Source organism: Bacillus sp. FJAT-27001 (assembly GCF_019039175.1).
Classification (GTDB): domain Bacteria; phylum Bacillota; class Bacilli; order Bacillales; family Bacillaceae; genus Bacillus; species Bacillus velezensis.
Map to the genome: position 1 here is coordinate 181665 of NZ_JAHOAA010000002.1, position 18553 is coordinate 200217.

The 18553-nt window shown below is 47.9% G+C and carries 20 protein-coding genes and 1 other annotated feature; of the genes, 18 read left to right on the top strand and 2 right to left on the bottom strand.

The window, feature by feature from the left end:
• Positions 1-41: 41 nt before the first annotated feature.
• Complete coding sequence (locus BGM27_RS05605; protein WP_007408089.1) at positions 42-836, bottom strand: HAD family hydrolase; 795 nt, start codon at positions 834-836, stop codon at positions 42-44.
• 186 nt (positions 837-1022) lie between these two features.
• Between BGM27_RS05605 and BGM27_RS05610 the strand changes: the two genes are divergently transcribed.
• The 8 genes from BGM27_RS05610 (at position 1023) to BGM27_RS05645 (ending at position 6599) form a co-directional block, all read left to right on the top strand.
• Complete coding sequence (locus tag BGM27_RS05610) at positions 1023-2804, top strand: sensor histidine kinase (RefSeq protein ID WP_007408090.1); 1782 nt, start codon at positions 1023-1025, stop codon at positions 2802-2804.
• On the top strand, positions 2782-3516 hold the full coding sequence (locus BGM27_RS05615) for a LytR/AlgR family response regulator transcription factor (protein ID WP_007408091.1): 735 nt from the start codon (positions 2782-2784) through the stop codon (positions 3514-3516). The genes BGM27_RS05610 and BGM27_RS05615 overlap by 23 nt, the downstream gene beginning before the upstream one ends.
• Before the next feature lie 129 nt (positions 3517-3645).
• Positions 3646-4083: an antiholin-like murein hydrolase modulator LrgA gene (gene lrgA, locus BGM27_RS05620; RefSeq protein WP_007408092.1), complete on the top strand. Its 438-nt coding sequence runs from the start codon at positions 3646-3648 to the stop codon at positions 4081-4083.
• Between the two features lie 12 nt (positions 4084-4095).
• Complete coding sequence (lrgB, locus tag BGM27_RS05625; protein WP_007408093.1) at positions 4096-4779, top strand: antiholin-like protein LrgB; 684 nt, start codon at positions 4096-4098, stop codon at positions 4777-4779.
• Positions 4780-4961: 182 nt separating this feature from the next.
• Positions 4962-5092, top strand: a sequence feature (ribosomal protein L20 leader region).
• Positions 5093-5150: 58 nt separating this feature from the next.
• A complete protein-coding gene (gene infC, locus BGM27_RS05630) occupies positions 5151-5672 on the top strand; it encodes a translation initiation factor IF-3 (RefSeq protein ID WP_071543361.1) in 522 nt (173 codons plus the stop codon).
• Between the two features lie 12 nt (positions 5673-5684).
• On the top strand, positions 5685-5885 hold the full coding sequence (rpmI, locus tag BGM27_RS05635) for a 50S ribosomal protein L35 (protein WP_003152493.1): 201 nt from the start codon (positions 5685-5687) through the stop codon (positions 5883-5885).
• 31 nt (positions 5886-5916) lie between these two features.
• Complete coding sequence (rplT, locus tag BGM27_RS05640) at positions 5917-6276, top strand: 50S ribosomal protein L20 (protein ID WP_003152495.1); 360 nt, start codon at positions 5917-5919, stop codon at positions 6274-6276.
• A gap of 56 nt (positions 6277-6332) precedes the next feature.
• On the top strand, positions 6333-6599 hold the full coding sequence (locus tag BGM27_RS05645) for a DUF1294 domain-containing protein (RefSeq protein ID WP_007408094.1): 267 nt from the start codon (positions 6333-6335) through the stop codon (positions 6597-6599).
• Positions 6600-6612: 13 nt separating this feature from the next.
• Here the strand turns inward: BGM27_RS05645 and BGM27_RS05650 are convergent, their stop codons facing one another.
• Positions 6613-7005 carry a hypothetical protein gene (locus BGM27_RS05650; protein WP_007408095.1) on the bottom strand — a complete coding sequence of 131 codons (393 nt, stop codon included), beginning with the start codon at positions 7003-7005 and terminating at the stop codon, positions 6613-6615.
• A gap of 183 nt (positions 7006-7188) precedes the next feature.
• Between BGM27_RS05650 and BGM27_RS05655 the strand changes: the two genes are divergently transcribed.
• The 10 genes from BGM27_RS05655 (at position 7189) to araQ (ending at position 18551) form a co-directional block, all read left to right on the top strand.
• Positions 7189-8274 carry a M42 family metallopeptidase gene (locus BGM27_RS05655; RefSeq protein WP_007408096.1) on the top strand — a complete coding sequence of 362 codons (1086 nt, stop codon included), beginning with the start codon at positions 7189-7191 and terminating at the stop codon, positions 8272-8274.
• A 145-nt stretch (positions 8275-8419) separates the two neighbouring features.
• Positions 8420-9385, top strand: a complete 966-nt coding sequence (gene abnA, locus BGM27_RS05660) for an arabinan endo-1,5-alpha-L-arabinosidase AbnA (protein WP_007408098.1) — start codon at positions 8420-8422, stop codon at positions 9383-9385.
• Between the two features lie 182 nt (positions 9386-9567).
• Complete coding sequence (gene araA, locus BGM27_RS05665) at positions 9568-11061, top strand: L-arabinose isomerase (protein WP_007408099.1); 1494 nt, start codon at positions 9568-9570, stop codon at positions 11059-11061.
• A 1-nt stretch (position 11062) separates the two neighbouring features.
• The gene (gene araB, locus BGM27_RS05670) at positions 11063-12748 is read left to right on the top strand and encodes a ribulokinase (RefSeq protein ID WP_007408100.1); all 1686 of its coding nucleotides are present in this window, start codon (positions 11063-11065) and stop codon (positions 12746-12748) included.
• Positions 12741-13430 carry an L-ribulose-5-phosphate 4-epimerase gene (araD, locus tag BGM27_RS05675; protein ID WP_007408101.1) on the top strand — a complete coding sequence of 230 codons (690 nt, stop codon included), beginning with the start codon at positions 12741-12743 and terminating at the stop codon, positions 13428-13430. Before araB ends, araD begins: the two co-directional genes overlap by 8 nt.
• Complete coding sequence (locus tag BGM27_RS05680; RefSeq protein ID WP_376936968.1) at positions 13408-14214, top strand: sugar-phosphatase AraL; 807 nt, start codon at positions 13408-13410, stop codon at positions 14212-14214. Before araD ends, BGM27_RS05680 begins: the two co-directional genes overlap by 23 nt.
• Positions 14211-15395 (top strand): sn-glycerol-1-phosphate dehydrogenase, encoded by a 1185-nt coding sequence (locus tag BGM27_RS05685; RefSeq protein ID WP_007408103.1) that lies wholly within the window; start codon positions 14211-14213, stop codon positions 15393-15395. Before BGM27_RS05680 ends, BGM27_RS05685 begins: the two co-directional genes overlap by 4 nt.
• 31 nt (positions 15396-15426) lie before the next feature.
• On the top strand, positions 15427-16722 hold the full coding sequence (araN, locus tag BGM27_RS05690; RefSeq protein ID WP_007408104.1) for an arabinooligosaccharides ABC transporter substrate-binding protein AraN: 1296 nt from the start codon (positions 15427-15429) through the stop codon (positions 16720-16722).
• 41 nt (positions 16723-16763) lie between these two features.
• Positions 16764-17705 carry an arabinooligosaccharides ABC transporter permease AraP gene (gene araP, locus BGM27_RS05695; protein WP_007408105.1) on the top strand — a complete coding sequence of 314 codons (942 nt, stop codon included), beginning with the start codon at positions 16764-16766 and terminating at the stop codon, positions 17703-17705.
• An 18-nt stretch (positions 17706-17723) separates the two neighbouring features.
• The gene (gene araQ / locus BGM27_RS05700; RefSeq protein ID WP_007612991.1) at positions 17724-18551 is read left to right on the top strand and encodes an arabinooligosaccharides ABC transporter permease AraQ; all 828 of its coding nucleotides are present in this window, start codon (positions 17724-17726) and stop codon (positions 18549-18551) included.
• Positions 18552-18553: the final 2 nt, after the last annotated feature.

An 18553-nucleotide genomic window follows, 5' to 3' on the forward strand; every position in this document is an offset into this window, starting at 1 on the left:
AAACCCCGTTCATTCAGAATGGGGTTTTTTTGCGTATAAAATTATCTTTCTTTTTGTTTCTCTATAATCGCAAACAGCTCGTGAAGATCGCTGATCACGTAATCAGGCGCAATGTCCGTATCATTTTTCTTTTGCGTCCGGTTTACCCAGACTGTCGTAATGCCTGCCCGTTTCGCTCCCAATATATCAGTATTGAGGTTATCTCCGACCATAATGGCGTCTTCTTTTTTCAGGTTCAGGAGGCCGAGGCAATGTTCGAATATGGAGGCGTCGGGTTTCCCTTTTCCGAAAGCGCCTGAGATGACGATTTCATTAAAATAAGGCGCGAGCTCAGGAACGCCGGCGAGTTTTTCTTTCTGCAGGCTGGGATCGCCGTTTGTCAGCAGAAGCAATTCATAAACACCTTTCAGCTTATCAAGCACCGCAAACGTTTCATCATACACGTACGGACGCTGTCTGCGTTCCGCCGCGAAAAACTCCGCCAAATATTCGCCGTAAGCCGCATCTTCTATACCGACGCTTTTTAAGCCGTTCGTCCAGGCGTTTCGTCTGTATTCCGGCGCTATCCGATTCAGCTGTTTAAATCCTTCGCTGACCGGCTCGGAAAAATTCGCCCATAATCCTTCAAACGGATTAATGCCGATCATGACCGTATAAGGATAGGTTTCGTATGACATATACAATTCCCGTGCCGCTTTCCGAACCGCATCTTCAAATGTATGCGGGTCAAGGCCATATTTTTTTTCCGCTTGTAAACATGTTTCCCTGAATGTTGTTCTGACGCTTTTTTCATCCCATAACAGTGTATCGTCCAAATCAAAAAATACGGCTTTCATGATCTTCTCCTCTTTGTTATATTCTGAAACTCTCTGCCGCAAGGCTCCCGTTTATTCTACAATAGATATATAGACTGTGAAAGATTTGTTTTCAGATGATTTGAAAAAAACAGGCAGGTTTGTGTCAGATTCTGTCTCAGGCTCTAAAACGTGATAAAATAAAATTTGAAAGAACAGGTGAAAAGTATGCTGCATTTGATCATCATGATGCTGGAAAGAGTCGGAATTATCGTCATATTGGGATTTGTTCTGGCTCATACCAGATTGTTCAGACAGGCGCTCCAGCAGCCTGAGAGCTATAAAGGCAAAGCGGTGCTGATTTCAATTTTCTCGCTGTTCAGTATCATCAGCAACTATACGGGAATAGAAATTCAGCGGAATACAATCATGAATAATGACTGGGTGTTTCAAATTAATCCGTCCGGTTCAATTGCCAATACAAGAATTATGGGCGTTGAAATCGGCGGACTCTTAGGCGGCCCGTATGTGGGGATCGGCGTCGGCATACTGGCCGGCCTGCATCGTTTATCACTCGGCGGCGCGACCGCAGTCAGCTGTGCCGTCTCATCCGTTTTAGCGGGCATTTTGTCCGGCTGGATCGGACGGTATTTCAGAAAACGCTATGCGATGCCGACACCGCGGGTGGCCGCGCTTGTCGGACTCGGAATGGAATCGCTGCAAATGCTGCTCATCCTCTTGATGGCCAAGCCGTTTTCTGATGCTTGGACGCTTGTGAGCATCATCGGCATCCCGATGATATTGGTAAACGGGTCAGGGACTTTTATTTTTCTTTCGATCATTCAGTCGATTATCCGGAAGGAAGAACGGGCGAGAGCCCTTGAAACCCACAGGGTGCTGATGATTGCCGATCAGACGCTTCCGTTTTTCCGCCAGGGGCTGAATGAAAGCTCATGCAAAAGCGTCGCCGCCATCATTCACAGGCAAACAGGAACGGACGCGGTATCGCTTACGGATAACGAAAAGATTTTGGCGCACGTCGGCGCGGGTGCCGACCATCATATTCCGTCTGAAAGCCTGATCACCGGATTGTCAAAACGCGTCATTAAAACGGGTCATATTATGAAAGCGACATCGAAGGAAGAAATTGAATGCACGCACGATCCCTGTCCGCTGCATGCGGCGATCGTATTGCCGCTGACGTCAAACGGCAAAACGATCGGGACGTTGAAAATGTACTTTAAAAGCCCGTCAGGTTTAAGCCGGGTTGAAGAAGAGCTTGCAGAAGGACTCGCCATGCTGTTTTCCACCCAGCTTGAACTCGGCGAGGCGGAACTGCAGAGCAAATTGCTGAAAGACGCAGAAATAAAGGCGCTTCAGGCACAGGTCAATCCGCATTTTCTGTTTAATGCGATCAATACGATTTCTGCTCTTTGCCGTACGGATGTGGAAAAAACCCGAAAGCTTCTGCTGCAGCTGAGCGTCTATTTCCGTTCCAATCTGCAGGGGGCAAGGCAGCTGCTCATCCCGCTTTCTAAAGAACTGAACCATCTGCAGGCGTATTTATCATTGGAGCAGGCCCGTTTTCCCGGGAAATATAAAATCAGTCTTGAAATCGAACGCGGTTTGGAGGACATCGAAATTCCTCCTTTTGTGCTGCAGATTCTCGTCGAAAATGCGCTCCGCCATGCATTTTCAAGAAAGCAGGACAGCTGTGCCGTCAATGTCAGCGTGGTATCCGCCGGTCAGTCGGTTTTAATGCGGGTTGGAGATAACGGGCGGGGAATTGATCCGGAATTGCTGTCCGTGCTCGGAAACCGTCCGCTCCCGTCTAAAGAAGGGACGGGAACCGCGCTTTACAATTTAAATCAGCGGCTGATCGGGCTGTTCGGCCCCAAAGCAGCCCTGCGATTGGAAAGTGAGGCCGGCAAAGGTACGGACGTATCTTTTGAGCTGCCTTTGAAACTGATGACTAAAGGAGAAGAACATGCTGAAGGTGTTAATCGTTGATGATGAAATGCTGGCAAGAGATGAATTAGCTTATTTGCTGAAACGGACGAATGAAGTAAGTGACATAAACGAAGCTGAAAATATTGAATCCGCTTTTGACAGTATGATGGATCAAAAACCGGATCTGCTGTTTTTGGACGTTGATTTGTCAGGAGAAAACGGATTTGACATTGCCAAACGGCTGAAAAACATGAAAAATCCGCCGGCCGTCGTTTTTGCGACGGCGTATGACCAATTTGCTTTAAAAGCCTTTGAAGTCGACGCGCTCGATTATTTAACGAAGCCTTTTGATGAAGAAAGAGTGCGCCAGACGATCAGAAAGTTTAAAAGAGTGAAGCGGGACAGGGCAGGAGCCGTCTCAGAGCAGCCGTCCGCAGCCGGAGCGCATAAACTGGCTGTATCAGCCGGTGAATCTATTGTCATTTTAGATACGAAGGACATTATTTTCGCCGGCATGGAGGACGGACACGTTTCCGTTAAAACGTTTGCCGCGTCTTATTCCGTTCATGAAACTTTGGCGGTCATTGAGAAAAAACTGCCTGATACGGGTTTCTTGAGAGTGCACCGCGCGTTCATCGTGAATACGGAGCATATTACGGAAATTCATCCGTGGTTTAATTCGACGTACAATCTTATCTTAAAAGACGGCTCTAAAATTCCCGTCAGCCGTACATACGCCAAGGACTTAAAAAAGCTGCTTCATATTATATGAGGCGGCTTTTGCATTTCAGCAGCCGTTTTTTGCATTTCAGAATGAATATTCAGCCGTTTGTTATGAAAGCGCTTTAAAAGTCGATTTCTTTTTTATAATGGACCTAACAAAGAGAAAGAGGTGAAGAAAATGAGTGCGAAAAAAGTGTACGGATTTCTGACACAAGCATTTATTTTTGCCGTGATTATGCTCATATCTAATGGGATTGCAGCGATTGTCCCCATTCCTATACCCGCTTCCGTAGTAGGTTTGGTGTTATTATTTGTCCTCTTATGCCTGAAAGTGATTAAGCTTGAACAAGTAGAAACGCTGGGAACATCATTAACGTCACTGATCGGATTTTTATTTGTCCCGTCGGGCATCTCCGTGATGAATTCACTTGGCGTCATGCAGCAGTACGGCGTGCAGATCGCACTCGTCATCTTACTCGCTACCATCATTCTGTTAGGGGCGACGGGCCTTTTTTCTCAGCTGATCTTGTCTGTCAGCCAAAAACGTCAGAAGGCAGCTCCTGAAAAACAAACGGTGCGCCGTTCCAATCAGGAAAAAGAACTTGTGCAGCATTAGGAGGGAAATCGGATGAGTCCATATTTCGGTATTGTCGTTTCACTTGCGGCCTTTGGCATCGGCACGTATTTATTTAAAAAAACGAGAGGCTTTTTCCTCTTCACCCCGCTGTTTGTCGCGATGGTGCTTGGAATCCTTTTTCTGAAGCTCGGCGGTTTTTCATATGAAGATTATAAAAGCGGGGGAGACATTATTAAATTCTTCCTGGAGCCCGCGACGATCGCTTTTGCGATCCCTTTATACAAACAGCGTGACAAACTGAAAAAATACTGGTGGCAGATCATGTCTTCTATCATTGTCGGCTCTATCTGCTCAGTCACGATTGTCTATTTGATCGCAAAAGGCATTCATCTTGACGCGGCCGTTATGAAAAGCATGCTTCCGCAGGCGGCGACAACGGCAATTGCCCTTCCGCTGTCAAAAGGAATCGGAGGCATCACCGACATCACCGCTTTCGCCGTTATTTTCAACGCCGTTATCGTCTATGCTCTGGGCGCTCTATTCTTAAAATTGTTTAAAGTGAAACACCCAATCTCTAAGGGACTGGCTCTCGGCACATCCGGACACGCACTCGGTGTTGCGGTCGGTATTGAGATGGGGGAAGTAGAAGCGGCAATGGCAAGTATCGCGGTTGTCGTCGTAGGAGTGGTGACGGTGCTGGTCATTCCGGTATTCGTTCAGCTCATCGGAGGATAAACCCGGGTCATAGACCCGGGTTTTTTTATTGTGTTGGCACGTCCGCGTGCGGCAAAGAACGAAATTTCACATTTTTCCTTGCGCTCGCCCCGGCATCGTGTTAAAATGAAAAAGTTGATCCGGAGAAGTCATTCTTGACTAATGATCCGGTATTGTGTAGAATAGTTATTGAATTGAATATAAATCACAAGCAGAGGCACCCGCTTCTCACCTGATTGACACATTCATGTAGTTGGCAGGTTGACCGTACATTTTTATTTATGCAGATGTTCGTAGTGTGGGTGTGTTGTCATGCCCGCACTTTTTGTTTGCCTGCAGAATGCAGTCAACAAGCGTTGTGAATCAATTCGAAGAAACTATGGAGGTGGCTCATTATTAGCAAAGATCAATTGGTTAATGAGGGTATCCGTGCACGTGAAGTTCGTCTGATCGGACAAAATGGCGATCAGCTCGGCATCAAGTCCCGTCAGGAAGCACTTGAAATCGCCGGCCGCGCAAATCTTGACCTTGTGTTAGTTGCAGCAAATGCAAAACCGCCTGTCTGCCGCATCATGGACTACGGTAAGTTCAGATTCGAGCAGCAGAAAAAGGACAAAGAAGCACGCAAAAATCAAAAAATCATTAACTTAAAAGAAGTTAGATTAAGTCCGACGATCGATGAGCATGACTTTAACACGAAATTGCGCAATGCGATTAAATTCCTTGAAAAAGGCGATAAAGTGAAAGCTTCTATCCGCTTTAAAGGGCGCGCAATCACTCATAAAGAAATCGGCCAGCGCGTATTGGACCGTTTCTCTGAAGCATGTGCGGAAGTTGCGACAGTCGAAACAAAACCAAAAATGGACGGCCGCAGCATGTTCTTAATGCTCGCGCCGAAAAACGAAAAGCAATAAGGAGGAAATCCCATGCCAAAAATGAAAACTCACCGCGGATCTGCTAAACGTTTTAAAAAGACAGGTTCTGGGAAGTTAAAACGTTCTCATGCATACACAAGTCACTTATTCGCCAACAAATCCCAAAAGCAAAAGCGTAAGCTTCGCAAGGGTGCTATTGTGAGCGCAGGAGACTTCAAACGCATTAAACAACAGCTTGCCAACATCAAGTAATCGGACAAGGAACAATTAGGAGGGAAATCTAATGCCAAGAGTAAAAGGCGGAACTGTTACACGTAAGCGTCGTAAAAAGGTTCTTAAATTAGCAAAAGGTTATTTCGGTTCAAAACATACATTATACAAAGTAGCAAACCAGCAGGTCATGAAATCAGGAAACTATGCATTCCGTGACCGCCGTCAGAAAAAACGTGATTTCCGTAAGCTTTGGATCACTCGTATCAACGCTGCTGCACGTATGAACGGTCTTTCTTACAGCCGTTTAATGCACGGTCTTAAGCTTTCAGGCATCGAAGTAAACCGCAAAATGCTTGCTGATCTTGCTGTAAACGATCTTACTGCTTTCAATCAGCTTGCCGATGCTGCTAAAGCTCAGTTAGACAAGTAAGTTGAAAAAGCCGCTCTCTTTCCGGGAGCGGTTTTTTTACGTAAAGGGTGACAATCATGGCTCTCCTCATTTACGCCGTGTTGATAAACGGATACGGCTTTTGGATCATGGGCGCTGATAAAAGAAGAGCAAAGGCGCACAGGTGGAGAATATCAGAGAAACGAATATGGCTCACAGCCGCCATGTTCGGCTCACTCGGCGTATGGATCGGCATGCGCACCTTCAGGCATAAAACGAAACACAAATCCTTTTTATACGGGGTGCCGCTGCTTTTTCTCACTGAAGCCGCCCTTGTGCTGATGTATTTGGTGTATAAAACATAAAAAGCAGGAGAGCTTATCGCTCGCCTGCTTTTTTCGCTTTTTTGATGGGCTGGTCCCAATCAATCTTGCAATTCGGATACCGCTCCAATACCTTTTTTTCGACTTCTTCAAAATCACCTGCAGAAAAGCGGTTCAGCTTTTCCGGATTTTCGGTCCATACAAATATCGTATGAATAAACAGCGGATGATCTTTGGAAGGGATATGCTTTTCTCCTTCAAAGAGCACTCCTTTATAAGTAAGCTGGAGATTTTTTCGCGTGTTTTTCTGTTCGTCAATAAAATAAAAATTCTCTTTTGATTGCGCCAGTCTGAGCCTTCTTTTCGGGTTTGCGTAGAATTTGACGCCCATGTAAATAAAATAAATAAGAAGTGCAAGCAAGACAATCCTCAATACTGTAATGGCCATATGTGTGAAGGCACCTCCTCACCTTTGTCATGATCTGATGTAATACGAAAAACAAAACAAAAGGTTTCATTTTTTTAAAAGAAATAGATAAAAACATTTACCCGTTTTTCAGGCGAATTAATCGTATGCTTCAGCATTGGTTTTGTATAATAAGAAGGGTAGTGAAAAAAAGGAGGTTTATTGATGACAAAATTAGATGAAACGCTCACCATGCTGAAAGCGTTAACGGATGCAAAAGGGATACCGGGAAATGAGAGAGAAGTAAGACAAGTGATGAAATCATACATAGAACCATTTGCCGATGATGTCACAACAGACCGGCTGGGAAGCTTAATCGCCAAAAAAACCGGCAAAGAAAACGGTCCGAAAATCATGATCTCAGGGCATTTAGACGAAGTCGGTTTTATGGTGACGCAAATCACTGATAAAGGCTTTCTCCGCTTTCAAACCGTCGGCGGCTGGTGGTCTCAGGTCATGCTGGCCCAGCGCGTCACCGTCGTGACAAAAAAAGGGGACATCACGGGGATCATCGGTTCGAAACCGCCTCACATTCTGCCTCCTGACGCCAGAAAAAAAGCCGCCGATATTAAAGAGATGTTCATCGATATCGGGGCGTCCAGCCGTGAAGAAGCAATGGAATGGGGCGTTCTTCCGGGTGACCAGATTGTGCCGTATTTTGAATTTACAGTGATGAACAATGAAAAACATTTATTGGCGAAAGCATGGGACAACCGTATCGGCTGCGCGATTGCCATCGATGTATTAAAAAATCTGAAAAACAGTGATCACCCGAATGAAGTATACGGGGTCGGAACGGTTCAGGAAGAAGTCGGGCTTCGCGGGGCGAAAACAGCGGCACATACGATTCAGCCTGATATCGCGTTCGGTGTGGATGTCGGAATTGCCGGAGATACACCGGGAATTTCTGAAAAAGAGGCGCAAAGCAAAATCGGCGAAGGGCCGCAAATTATTCTGTATGACGCGTCAATGGTATCTCACAAAGGGCTGCGCGACCTTGTCGTGAACACGGCGGAAGAAGCGGGAATTCCGTATCAATTCGATTCCATTGCCGGAGGGGGCACGGATTCAGGTTCCATTCATTTAACCGCAAACGGAGTGCCAGCGCTGTCCATTACGATCGCGACGCGCTACATTCACACTCATGCCGCTATTTTGCATCGGGATGATTATGAGAATACGGTAAAATTGATCACAGAAGTGATTAAAAAATTAGACCGGGAAACGGTTGACCGTATTACTTATCAATAAAGATACGGAAGAATCTGCTTTTTTTAAGCAGATTCTTTTTTTTGTCTGTACAAATATAAGCCATGCGTCTACAATAAGAGAAGACATAGAAAAATCTGACAACATGTTTTTGAAAGCGCTTTAAAAAAAGGGGGAGGGTTTACAAATGAAAAACAGATTCAGACGCATGATCCGCTTTTCATGCGCAGCCGTTACAGCCGGTCTGCTGCTGATGTCTTCATCTCCGGCATCTGCCGCGTTTTGGGGGGCATCAAATGAATTGCTTCACGATCCGACAATGGCGAAGGAAGGAAACACGTGGTACGCTTTCGGAACCGGTTTGGAAGGGGAGAGGGGGCTTCGCGTCTTAAAGGCGGGCAGCGGCGGCGTATGGACCGTTCAGAAATCAATCTTTACTTCCCCGCTGTCATGGTGGGGCAATTATGTGCCGAATTACGGGCTGAATCAATGGGCCCCCGATGTTCAATATTTTAACGGAAAGTATTGGCTGTATTATGCCGTTTCTTCATTCGGCAAAAATACCTCCGCGATCGGTCTTGCATCATCTACAAGCCTCAGTTCGGGAAACTGGAAGGACGAAGGGCTCGTCATCCGTTCAACAAGCGCCGATAACTACAATGCAATTGATCCGGAGCTGACAATTGATAAAGACGGAAACCCTTGGCTTGCCTTCGGTTCTTTTTGGAGCGGCATTAAGCTGACAAAGCTTGATAAAAATACAATGAAACCGACGGGATCACTTTATTCCATCGCTGCCAGACCGAATAACGGCGGAGCTTTGGAAGCGCCGGCCATCACCTACCAGAACGGCTACTATTACTTAATGGTGTCGTTTGATAAATGCTGTTCAGGCGTGAATAGTACGTACAAAATCGCTTATGGAAGATCCAAAAGCATCACCGGACCATATCTCGATAAAACCGGGAAAAGCATGTCAGAAGGCGGAGGGACGATTCTTGACTCCGGCAATGACCGCTGGAAAGGCCCGGGCGGTCAAGACATTGTGAACGGGAATATTTTAGTGCGTCATGCGTATGATGCCGAAAACAGCGGAATTCCGAAGATGCTCATCAATGATATCGATTGGAGTTCAGGCTGGCCTTCCTATTAATTGATCAGCCGGGCATGTGTGTCCGGCTTTTTTACTTGCAATAAAAGATTGACAGTTTGATTCCTCCTTAACTATAATAAAATTGTTCGTACAAATAAAAGGATAAGAGTTTTGTGGTTTATATTCATACGTATATTTTTAAAAATGCAAGCGCTTTATTTTGATAGGAAGGGGAAATGAATGTGCTTCAGAACAAAGAATATGAATTTTGGTTTGTAACGGGAAGCCAGCACTTATACGGAGAGGAAACGCTGCAGCTTGTCAATAAACACGCAAAGGGAATATGTGACGGCCTCAGCGGGGTGTCATCAAGATACAAGATCAGGCATAAACCGGTTGTCACGTCATCTGAAACGATCAGAGAGGTTTTGCGGGAAGCGCAGTATCAAGAAAACTGTGCCGGGGTCGTGACATGGATGCATACATTTTCCCCTGCGAAAATGTGGATTGAAGGTCTTTCCGCTTTTCAAAAGCCGATGCTTCATCTTCATACCCAGTATCATCGCGACATCCCGTGGGAAACGATTGATATGGACTTTATGAACAGCAACCAATCCGCTCACGGAGACCGGGAATACGGATATATCCAGTCAAGAATGGGGCAGACGAGAAAAGTCATCGTAGGCTATTGGGATGATGAGGAAGTCAAACATGACATTTCGCAATGGATGAACACGGCTGCCGCCTGGAATGAAAGCAGGAATATTAAAGTAGCCCGGTTCGGCGACAATATGCGGAATGTGGCGGTCACTGACGGAGACAAAGTCGGCGCCCACATCCAATTCGGCTGGCAGGTTGACGGGTACGGAATCGGCGATCTTACCGAGGTGATGAACAACGTCACCGACGCAGAAATTGAGGCGCTTTATGAGGAATACGACAAATTGTATGTCATCAGCGGCGAAACAAAACGGGATGAAGCAAAAGTTGCTTCCATTAAAGAACAGGCGAAAATTGAACTCGGATTAACGGCCTTTCTCGAACGGGGCGGATATACAGCGTTTTCGACCTCCTTTGAAGTTTTGCACGGAATGAAGCAGCTTCCGGGTCTTGCCGTTCAGCGTCTCATGGAGAAAGGTTACGGATTTGCCGGCGAAGGCGATTGGAAAACGGCTGCCCTTGTGCGAATGATGAAAATAATGGCGGACGGAGAACAAACCTCCTTCATGGAAGATTATACGTACCATTTTGAACCGGGGCGTGCGATGATTCTCGGATCACATATGCTTGAAGTATGTCCGACGATCGCCCTTGATCAGCCGAAAATCGAAGTCCATCCTCTCTCAATCGGAGGGAAGGAAGATCCGGCCCGGTTGGTCTTTAACGGAATCGGCGGTTCAGCCATCATCGCCAGCATCATTGATATCGGCGGGCGATTCCGTCTCATTCTGAATGAAGCGGAAGGCAGGGAAATTGATCATGATATGCCGAATCTCCCTGTGGCGCGGGTGCTGTGGAAGCCGGAGCCATCGCTGAAAACAGCTGCAGAAGCATGGATTTTGGCGGGAGGCGCCCACCATACTTGTATGTCCTTCCGGCTTACGGCTGAACAGATGCTTGACTGGGCTGAGATGGCAGGCATTGAAAGCATCTTTATTTCCCGCAATACCGAAATACATGAGCTGAAAAAAGAGCTGAAATGGAATGACGTATTATACCGGCTGGGAGGGAATTGATATGGCGTATACGATTGGTGTTGATTTCGGCACATTGTCCGGCCGGGCGGTGCTTGTCAATGTCCGCACGGGCGAAGAAATCGCGTCTGCGGTAAAAGAATATACTCATGCCGTCATCGACCGCACGCTGCCGAAGACGGGTGAAAAACTCCCTCGGGACTGGGCGCTTCAGCATCCTGCCGATTATATCGAAGTTCTGGAAACGGCGATTCCGAACCTGCTTCAAGAGGCGGGCGCTGATCCAAAAGACGTGATCGGCATAGGAATTGATTTTACCGCCTGCACGATTTTGCCGATAGACGGTGCGGGGCAGCCGCTTTGTATGCTGCCGGAATTTGAACGGGAGCCCCACAGTTATGTGAAGCTGTGGAAGCATCATGCGGCTCAAAAACATGCAGACCGTTTGAACACGATTGCCGAAGACACAAAAGAAACATTCCTTAAAAGATACGGCGGTAAAATTTCTTCTGAATGGATGATCCCGAAAATCATGCAAATCGCGGAAGAAGCGCCGCATATATACAAGGCGGCAGATCGGATTGTGGAAGCGGCAGACTGGATCGTCTATCAATTGTGCGGTTCATTGAAGCGAAGCAACTGCACGGCCGGCTACAAAGCAATCTGGAATGAGGAGACGGGGTATCCGCCGGATCATTTTTTTGAAAAGCTCAACCCGTTAATGAAAACGATTACAAAAGATAAATTAAGCGGCACCATTTATTCAGTCGGGGAAAAGGCAGGAGGTTTGACCGAAAAAATGGCGGAGCTGACCGGGCTTCTGCCGGGGACGGCCGTTGCCGTCGCCAATGTCGACGCCCACGTGTCAGTGCCCGCGGTCGGTATTACAGAGCCGGGGAAAATGCTGATGATTATGGGAACGTCTACCTGCCATGTGCTGCTCGGCGAGGAAGAACATATCGTCCCCGGTATGTGCGGGGTCGTCAATAACGGCATCTTGCCCGGATATGCGGGATATGAAGCGGGACAGTCCTGTGTCGGCGACCACTTTGAATGGTTCGTCAAAACGTGCGTTCCGAGAGACTATGAGAAGGAAGCTGAGGATAAACACATAGACATTCACGAGCTGCTCAGCAAAAAAGCAGCTGAACTTGTTCCGGGGGAAAGCGGCCTTCTCGCGCTTGACTGGTGGAACGGAAACCGGTCAACCTTGGTGGACGCCGATTTGACGGGCATGATGCTCGGCATGACGCTGCACACGAAGCCGGAAGAAATCTACAGGGCATTGATTGAAGCGACGGCGTTCGGAACGAGGATGATTATCGAAACGTTTCGGGAAAACGGCGTTCCGGTCGAGGAGCTTTACGCAGCCGGAGGAATCGCCGAAAAAAATCCGTTTGTCATGCAGATTTATGCAGACGTCACAAATATGGACATTCAATTATCCGGGTCTCCGCAGGCGCCGGCACTGGGCTCCGCGATTTTCGGAGCGCTCGCCGCGGGACGGGAAAACGGGGGATACTCCAATATTGCTGAAGCATGTGCGCATATGGGGAAATTAAAAGACGGCTCTTATGTCCCGGATCGAAAAAGAGCTGAGATTTATGACAGCTTATATGCGGAATATAAAGAGCTCGTTCACTACTTCGGCAAAGAAAACAATGTCATGAAACGCCTGAAAGCCATTAAAAACCGTGATTTTGCGAAAGGGGGGAGCCGCCATGCTTGAAGCGTTAAAAGAAGAAGTGCTCGCCGCCAATCTGAAGCTTGAGGAACATAACCTTGTCACGTTTACATGGGGGAATGTCAGCGGCATTGACAGAGAGAGCGGGAGAATCGTCATTAAACCGAGCGGTGTCGATTACAGTGAGCTGACCGCTGACAAACTGGTCGTCCTGAATGAGGACGGAGACATTCTCGAAGGCTCGCTGAAACCGTCTTCTGACACGCCGACCCATCTTTATCTGTATAAAGCGTTTCCGGCTATCGGCGGAATCGTTCATACGCACTCCCGCTGGGCGACGAGCTGGGCGCAGTCCGGAAGAGACATACCCGCTCTCGGAACGACTCACGCGGATTACTTTGAAAGCGCTATACCTTGCACGAGGGAAATGTATGAAGAAGAAATTGTGAAAGAATACGAATATCATACAGGCAAAGTCATAGCCGAAACTTTTCAAAACGAACCGTATGAACAAAATCCGGGTGTCCTCGTCCACAGCCACGGCCCGTTCTGCTGGGGAACGGACGCGCTGAATGCCCTGCATAACGCCGTTGTGCTCGAAACGGTAGCGGAAATGGCCTACCATTCGCTTATGCTGAACAAACAGCTCAGTCCGATCGACAGAGTGCTGCATGATAAGCATTTTTACAGAAAACACGGGGCGAATGCTTATTATGGCCAAACTTGACGCAGCCGGGTTTCTGATTGATTTAGACGGAACCGTATTCAGGGGGCGGGAGCTGATTGACGGCGCAAAAGAAGCCGTTCATACCCTTCAGTCACTGGGCAAAGCCGTTGTCTTTTTAAGCAACCGCGGCAATCTATCAAGAGCAATGTGCCGAAAGAAACTGCTGGGTGCCGGTATCCGCACGGATGAACGGAGCATCGTGCTGTCCTCCAGTGTGACGGCATCATTTTTAAAGAAGCATTATCCTTTGTCAAAGGCGTGGGTGTTAGGAGAAAAAGGGCTGACTGATGAACTCGCTTTAGCGGGTGTCGCCCTGGCGCAAAACCCGCAGGCGGCAGACTGGCTTGTCATCTCCCTGCATGAAACCGTCACCTATGAGGATCTGAATCTCGCTTTTAAGGCGGCTTCCTCCGGCGCGCGCATCATCGCCACGAACCGGGACCGCTCCTTTCCGAATGAAGGCGGCCATGCCATGGACGTCGCGGGAATGATCGGGGCCATTGAAGCATCCGCCGGAGCAAAAACGGAGCTTGTCATCGGCAAACCGTCTTGGCTGATGGCTGAGGCGGCATGTGAAGCGCTCGGACTTCCCCCTGAGGAATGCGCCATTATCGGAGACAGCCTCGAATCAGATATCGCAATGGGCAGCCTGTACGGGATGAAAAGCGTATTGGTTCTGACGGGGTCGGCCAAACTTGGGGAGCCCCGTCTATATGAACCTGACATCGTCCTTGATTCTATTAAAGACCTGACAGAATTAGCGAAGGAGGGAATCCTTTTATGAAACGTTCTCCTGAGGACATTCAATCCGAGTTTGACAAGGAAGGGGCCAGCCGCTCACCGATTCAAATAGAAGATATCGTGATCGGGGCGAATGCAAAAGAAGAGCTTCTCAGATTTCTGCAAAAAAAATGCTGGAATCATCCGGTCATCGTCTGTGACCGGAACACGTACGAGGCGGCGGGGCGTCTGCTTGCGGACGAATTGAGGGCAGGCGGGATCAAAGCGTCAAAAGTCATTATTCCGGAGCATGAAGCCGGGGCCGCCGCGGCTGATGAGAGGACATTGGTCTATACGCTGATCAATCTCGCGGAAGAGACGGATGTCATCATTGCGGCCGGTTCAGGAACGATTCACGACATTACGCGGTTTGCCGCCTGCCAGCGCGGATTGCCGTTTATCTCATTCCCCACCGCTCCGTCAGTCGACGGTTTTACGTCGGCGGGAGCGCCGCTCATATTAAACGGAATCAAAACGACGATTCAAACGAAAGCGCCGATCGCCTTATTTGCGGATACGAATGTATTAAAAGAAGCGCCCCGTTCAATGACAGCCGCGGGCTTCGGAGACATGCTCGGAAAAATAACATCGCTGGCAGATTGGGAGATTTCCCGCAGGCTTGCGGGTGAGCCGTACTCAGAAGCCGGGGCGAAGCTTGTGAAAGACGCGCTTTGGCAGTGCATTGATCACCGCGCTGCCATTGCCATGGGAACGGAGGCCGGCATTCAGATGCTGATGGAAGCGCTGATCGTTTCGGGTCTTGTCATGCTTGCGCTTGACCACTCCCGCCCCGCCTCAGGAGGAGAACATCACATCTCGCATTGGATTGAGATGGAAATGCTGAAGGCAAAACAGCCTCCGATTCTCCATGGTGCGAAGGTCGGCTGTGCGTGCGCGGTGCTGAGTGATATTTACAAAGAACTGGCTTGTCACGAAAAGCTTGCTGAACTGCCGCCGCACTTTCGCGAGGCGATTCAATCTGCATATGAAGGGCTTCCCGACGGCAAGACAATTGCCGGGTGGCTCGCATCTGCGGGAGGTCCCGCCTGTTTCGATGAGATCGGTGTAAAACAGGACCTTGTCAGCGATGCGCTTAAGCATGCGCACACACTGAGAGACCGTTATACCGGTTTAACCATCATAAATGAAAATGCAGCGCTCTTTGCACATCATTTGCATCAATAGCCGCACAGCCTAAAGTGGAAGGGGTAATGACATGAAAAAAACGACCGCTGTATGTTTGGTGCTGATGATGCTCTTCTTGTTTACCGCCGGCTGTTCACAAAAACGGACTGCCGGCCGGCCGGGAGAAACAGAGCTGACGTTTTGGACGTTTAACGGTCTGCACGAACAGTTTTATCAGGAAATGGTCAAAGAATGGAATCAGAAATATCCGGATCGCAAAATCAAGCTGAATACCGTTGTTTATCCTTATGGACAAATGCATGATAATTTATCGGTTTCGCTGATCGCGGGTGAGGGGCTTCCCGATATAGCCGACGTGGAATTAAGCCGGTTCTCGAACTTTCTGAAGGGGAAGGATATCCCGCTTGCCGATCTGACGCCGCTGATTGAACAAGACCGCGATAAGTTTGTGGAAGCGCGTCTGGCCTTATACAGCAAAAACGGAAAATTGTACGGCCTTGATACACATGTGGGGACGACCGTCATGTTTTACAACATGGATATCATGAAAAAAGCGGGCGTTGATCCCGCCTCCATTAAAACATGGGAAGATTACCGGCGGGCAGGGAAAAAAGTGCGTGAAGCCGCTGGGAAACCGATGGGAACGGTTGAAACAAACGACTCCGCCACATTTCTATCCATGATTTCGCAGCAAGGGTCAGGCTACTACAGCAAAAACGGAAAATTGATTCTGAACAGCAAGACGAATACAGACACACTGAATTATGTAAAGGACATGGTAAATGATAAAACCCTTCTGCCGGCTCCCGGCGGCGGCCATCACAGCGAAGAATACTACGGTTTTATGAATCAGGGCGGGGCAGCCTCAGTGCTGATGCCCATTTGGTACATGGGACGGTTTATCGATTATATGCCTGATTTAAAAGGAAAAATGGCGATTTACCCTATGCCGGCCTGGAAAGAAGGCGGTGACAGATCAGCGGGTTTAGGCGGAACAGCCACCGTCGTGCCGAAGCAGGCTGAACATCTGAAGCTCGCGAAAGAATTTCTCGGTTTTGCGAAAGGTTCGAAGGAAGGGAATATAAAGCTTTGGACGGTGCTCGGCTTTGACCCGCTCCGCTGGGACGTGTGGGATTCAAAAGAATTGAAGGAGAAAAACAAGTACACGGATTTCTTCCGGAACGGTACGTCAATTTTTTCCTCGCTCCTTGAAATAAAAGATGAGATCAATCCGATTTATCTGTATGAAGACTTCTCTAAAGCGGCTGATCTCGTTGTCAGACAAGTGCTGTTCGATGCGCTGAAGACGCAGGAAAAAACACCTAAGGAAGCCTTGGACGAGGCGGCAGAGCAATTAGAGAAATAGGAGAAGCCGTCCTATTTAACAGTGAAAGCGGGGGAGCTTTTATGAGACCTGTAAAGACAGAGACAGCGCAAACCGTTTCTGCAGTCCGGAAGAAGCCGCGCCGGCGCAATGTGCTGTATTCAAAAAAAGCGGCGCCTTATCTTTTTACGGCGCCATTTATCATTTCGTTTCTCGTTTTCTTTTTGTATCCGATTATCAGCGTGTTTATCATGAGCTTTCAACGGATACTGCCGGGAGAAATTACATTTGTCGGGTTTTCCAATTATACCGCTCTTCTTAATCCAACCTTTTATACGGCATTATTTAACACATTGGAATATACCTTCTGGACGCTGATCGTGCTGATTCCGGTGCCGCTTCTTTTGGCGGTGATTCTGAATTCGAAGCTCGTCAGGTTCAGAAATGTGTTTAAATCGGCTCTGTTTGTACCGGCTTTAACATCGACGATCGTAGCGGGGATTATTTTCCGTCTGATGTTCGGAGAAATGAATACGTCGCTTGCAAACGAGCTGATGATGAAGCTTGGCGCATCACCCCAAAACTGGCTCAACAACAAAGGTACCGGCATGTTTTTAATGGTGCTGCTTGCGTCATGGAGGTGGATGGGGATTAACATTCTTTACTTTCTGGCGGGATTGCAAAACGTGCCGAAAGAATTGTATGAAGCGGCTGAAATTGACGGGGCGAGCACGTGGAAAAAGTTCCGGCATATTACCCTTCCATTTTTAAAGCCGGTGTCCGTTTATGTGTTAACGATCAGTATTATCGGCGGTTTCAGAATGTTTGAGGAAAGCTATGTGCTTTGGCAGAATAATTCCCCGGGCAATATCGGCCTCACGCTTGTCGGTTATTTATATCAGCAGGGGCTTGCATACAACGAAATGGGGTACGGGGCCGCAATCGGAATTGTCCTTTTGCTTGTCATCTTACTAGTCAGTCTTGTTTCACTGAAACTGTCCGGTTCGTTTAAAGGGGAGGGATAAGCGGTGCGTAACAATCACATGTTTTCCGTGTACAGAGTCGCGTTTACCTTGTTTTTTATCATGCTGAGCCTGTTGTATATCTTTCCGATGATCTGTCTATTGCTCGGTTCTTTAAAGCCGTCATCTGAGCTGATGCGTATCGGGCTGAATCTGCGCCTTGATCCGGATGTGATGAGCCTTGATAACTACACCTATTTGTTCAACGGGGGGAGCATTTATTTCAAATGGTTTTTTAACAGCCTGCTGCTCGGCGTTCTCACCACGGTTCTCACGCTGTTTTTTTCCTCTTTGATCGGCTACGGACTCGGTGTCTACGAATTTAAAGGCAGAAATATTATTTTCGTTCTTGTGCTGATCATTATGATGGTGCCTCTTGAAGTGATGATGCTCCCGTTGTTCAAATTGACGGTGGGTCTTCATTTGATCGATTCTTATACGGGAGTGATTCTGCCGTTTATTGTGTCACCTGTCGCCGTGTTCTTTTTCCGGCAATATGCGCTCGGACTTCCGAAGGATCTGCTTGATTCAGCGAGAATGGACGGCTGCACCGAATTCGGCATTTTTTTCAGAATTATGGCGCCGCTCATGAAACCGGCATTCGGGGCAATGATCATTCTTCAATCTTTAAACAGCTGGAATAACTTTTTATGGCCGCTGATCGTGCTTCGGTCGAAAGAAATGTTTACGCTTCCAATCGGACTTTCAGGGCTGCTGAGTCCGTACGGCAACAACTATGACATGCTGATTTCCGGGTCCGTTTTTGCGATACTGCCGGTGATCATCATATTCTTGTTTTTCCAAAAATACTTCATTTCCGGCCTCACAGTAGGCGGAGTGAAGGGATAGAG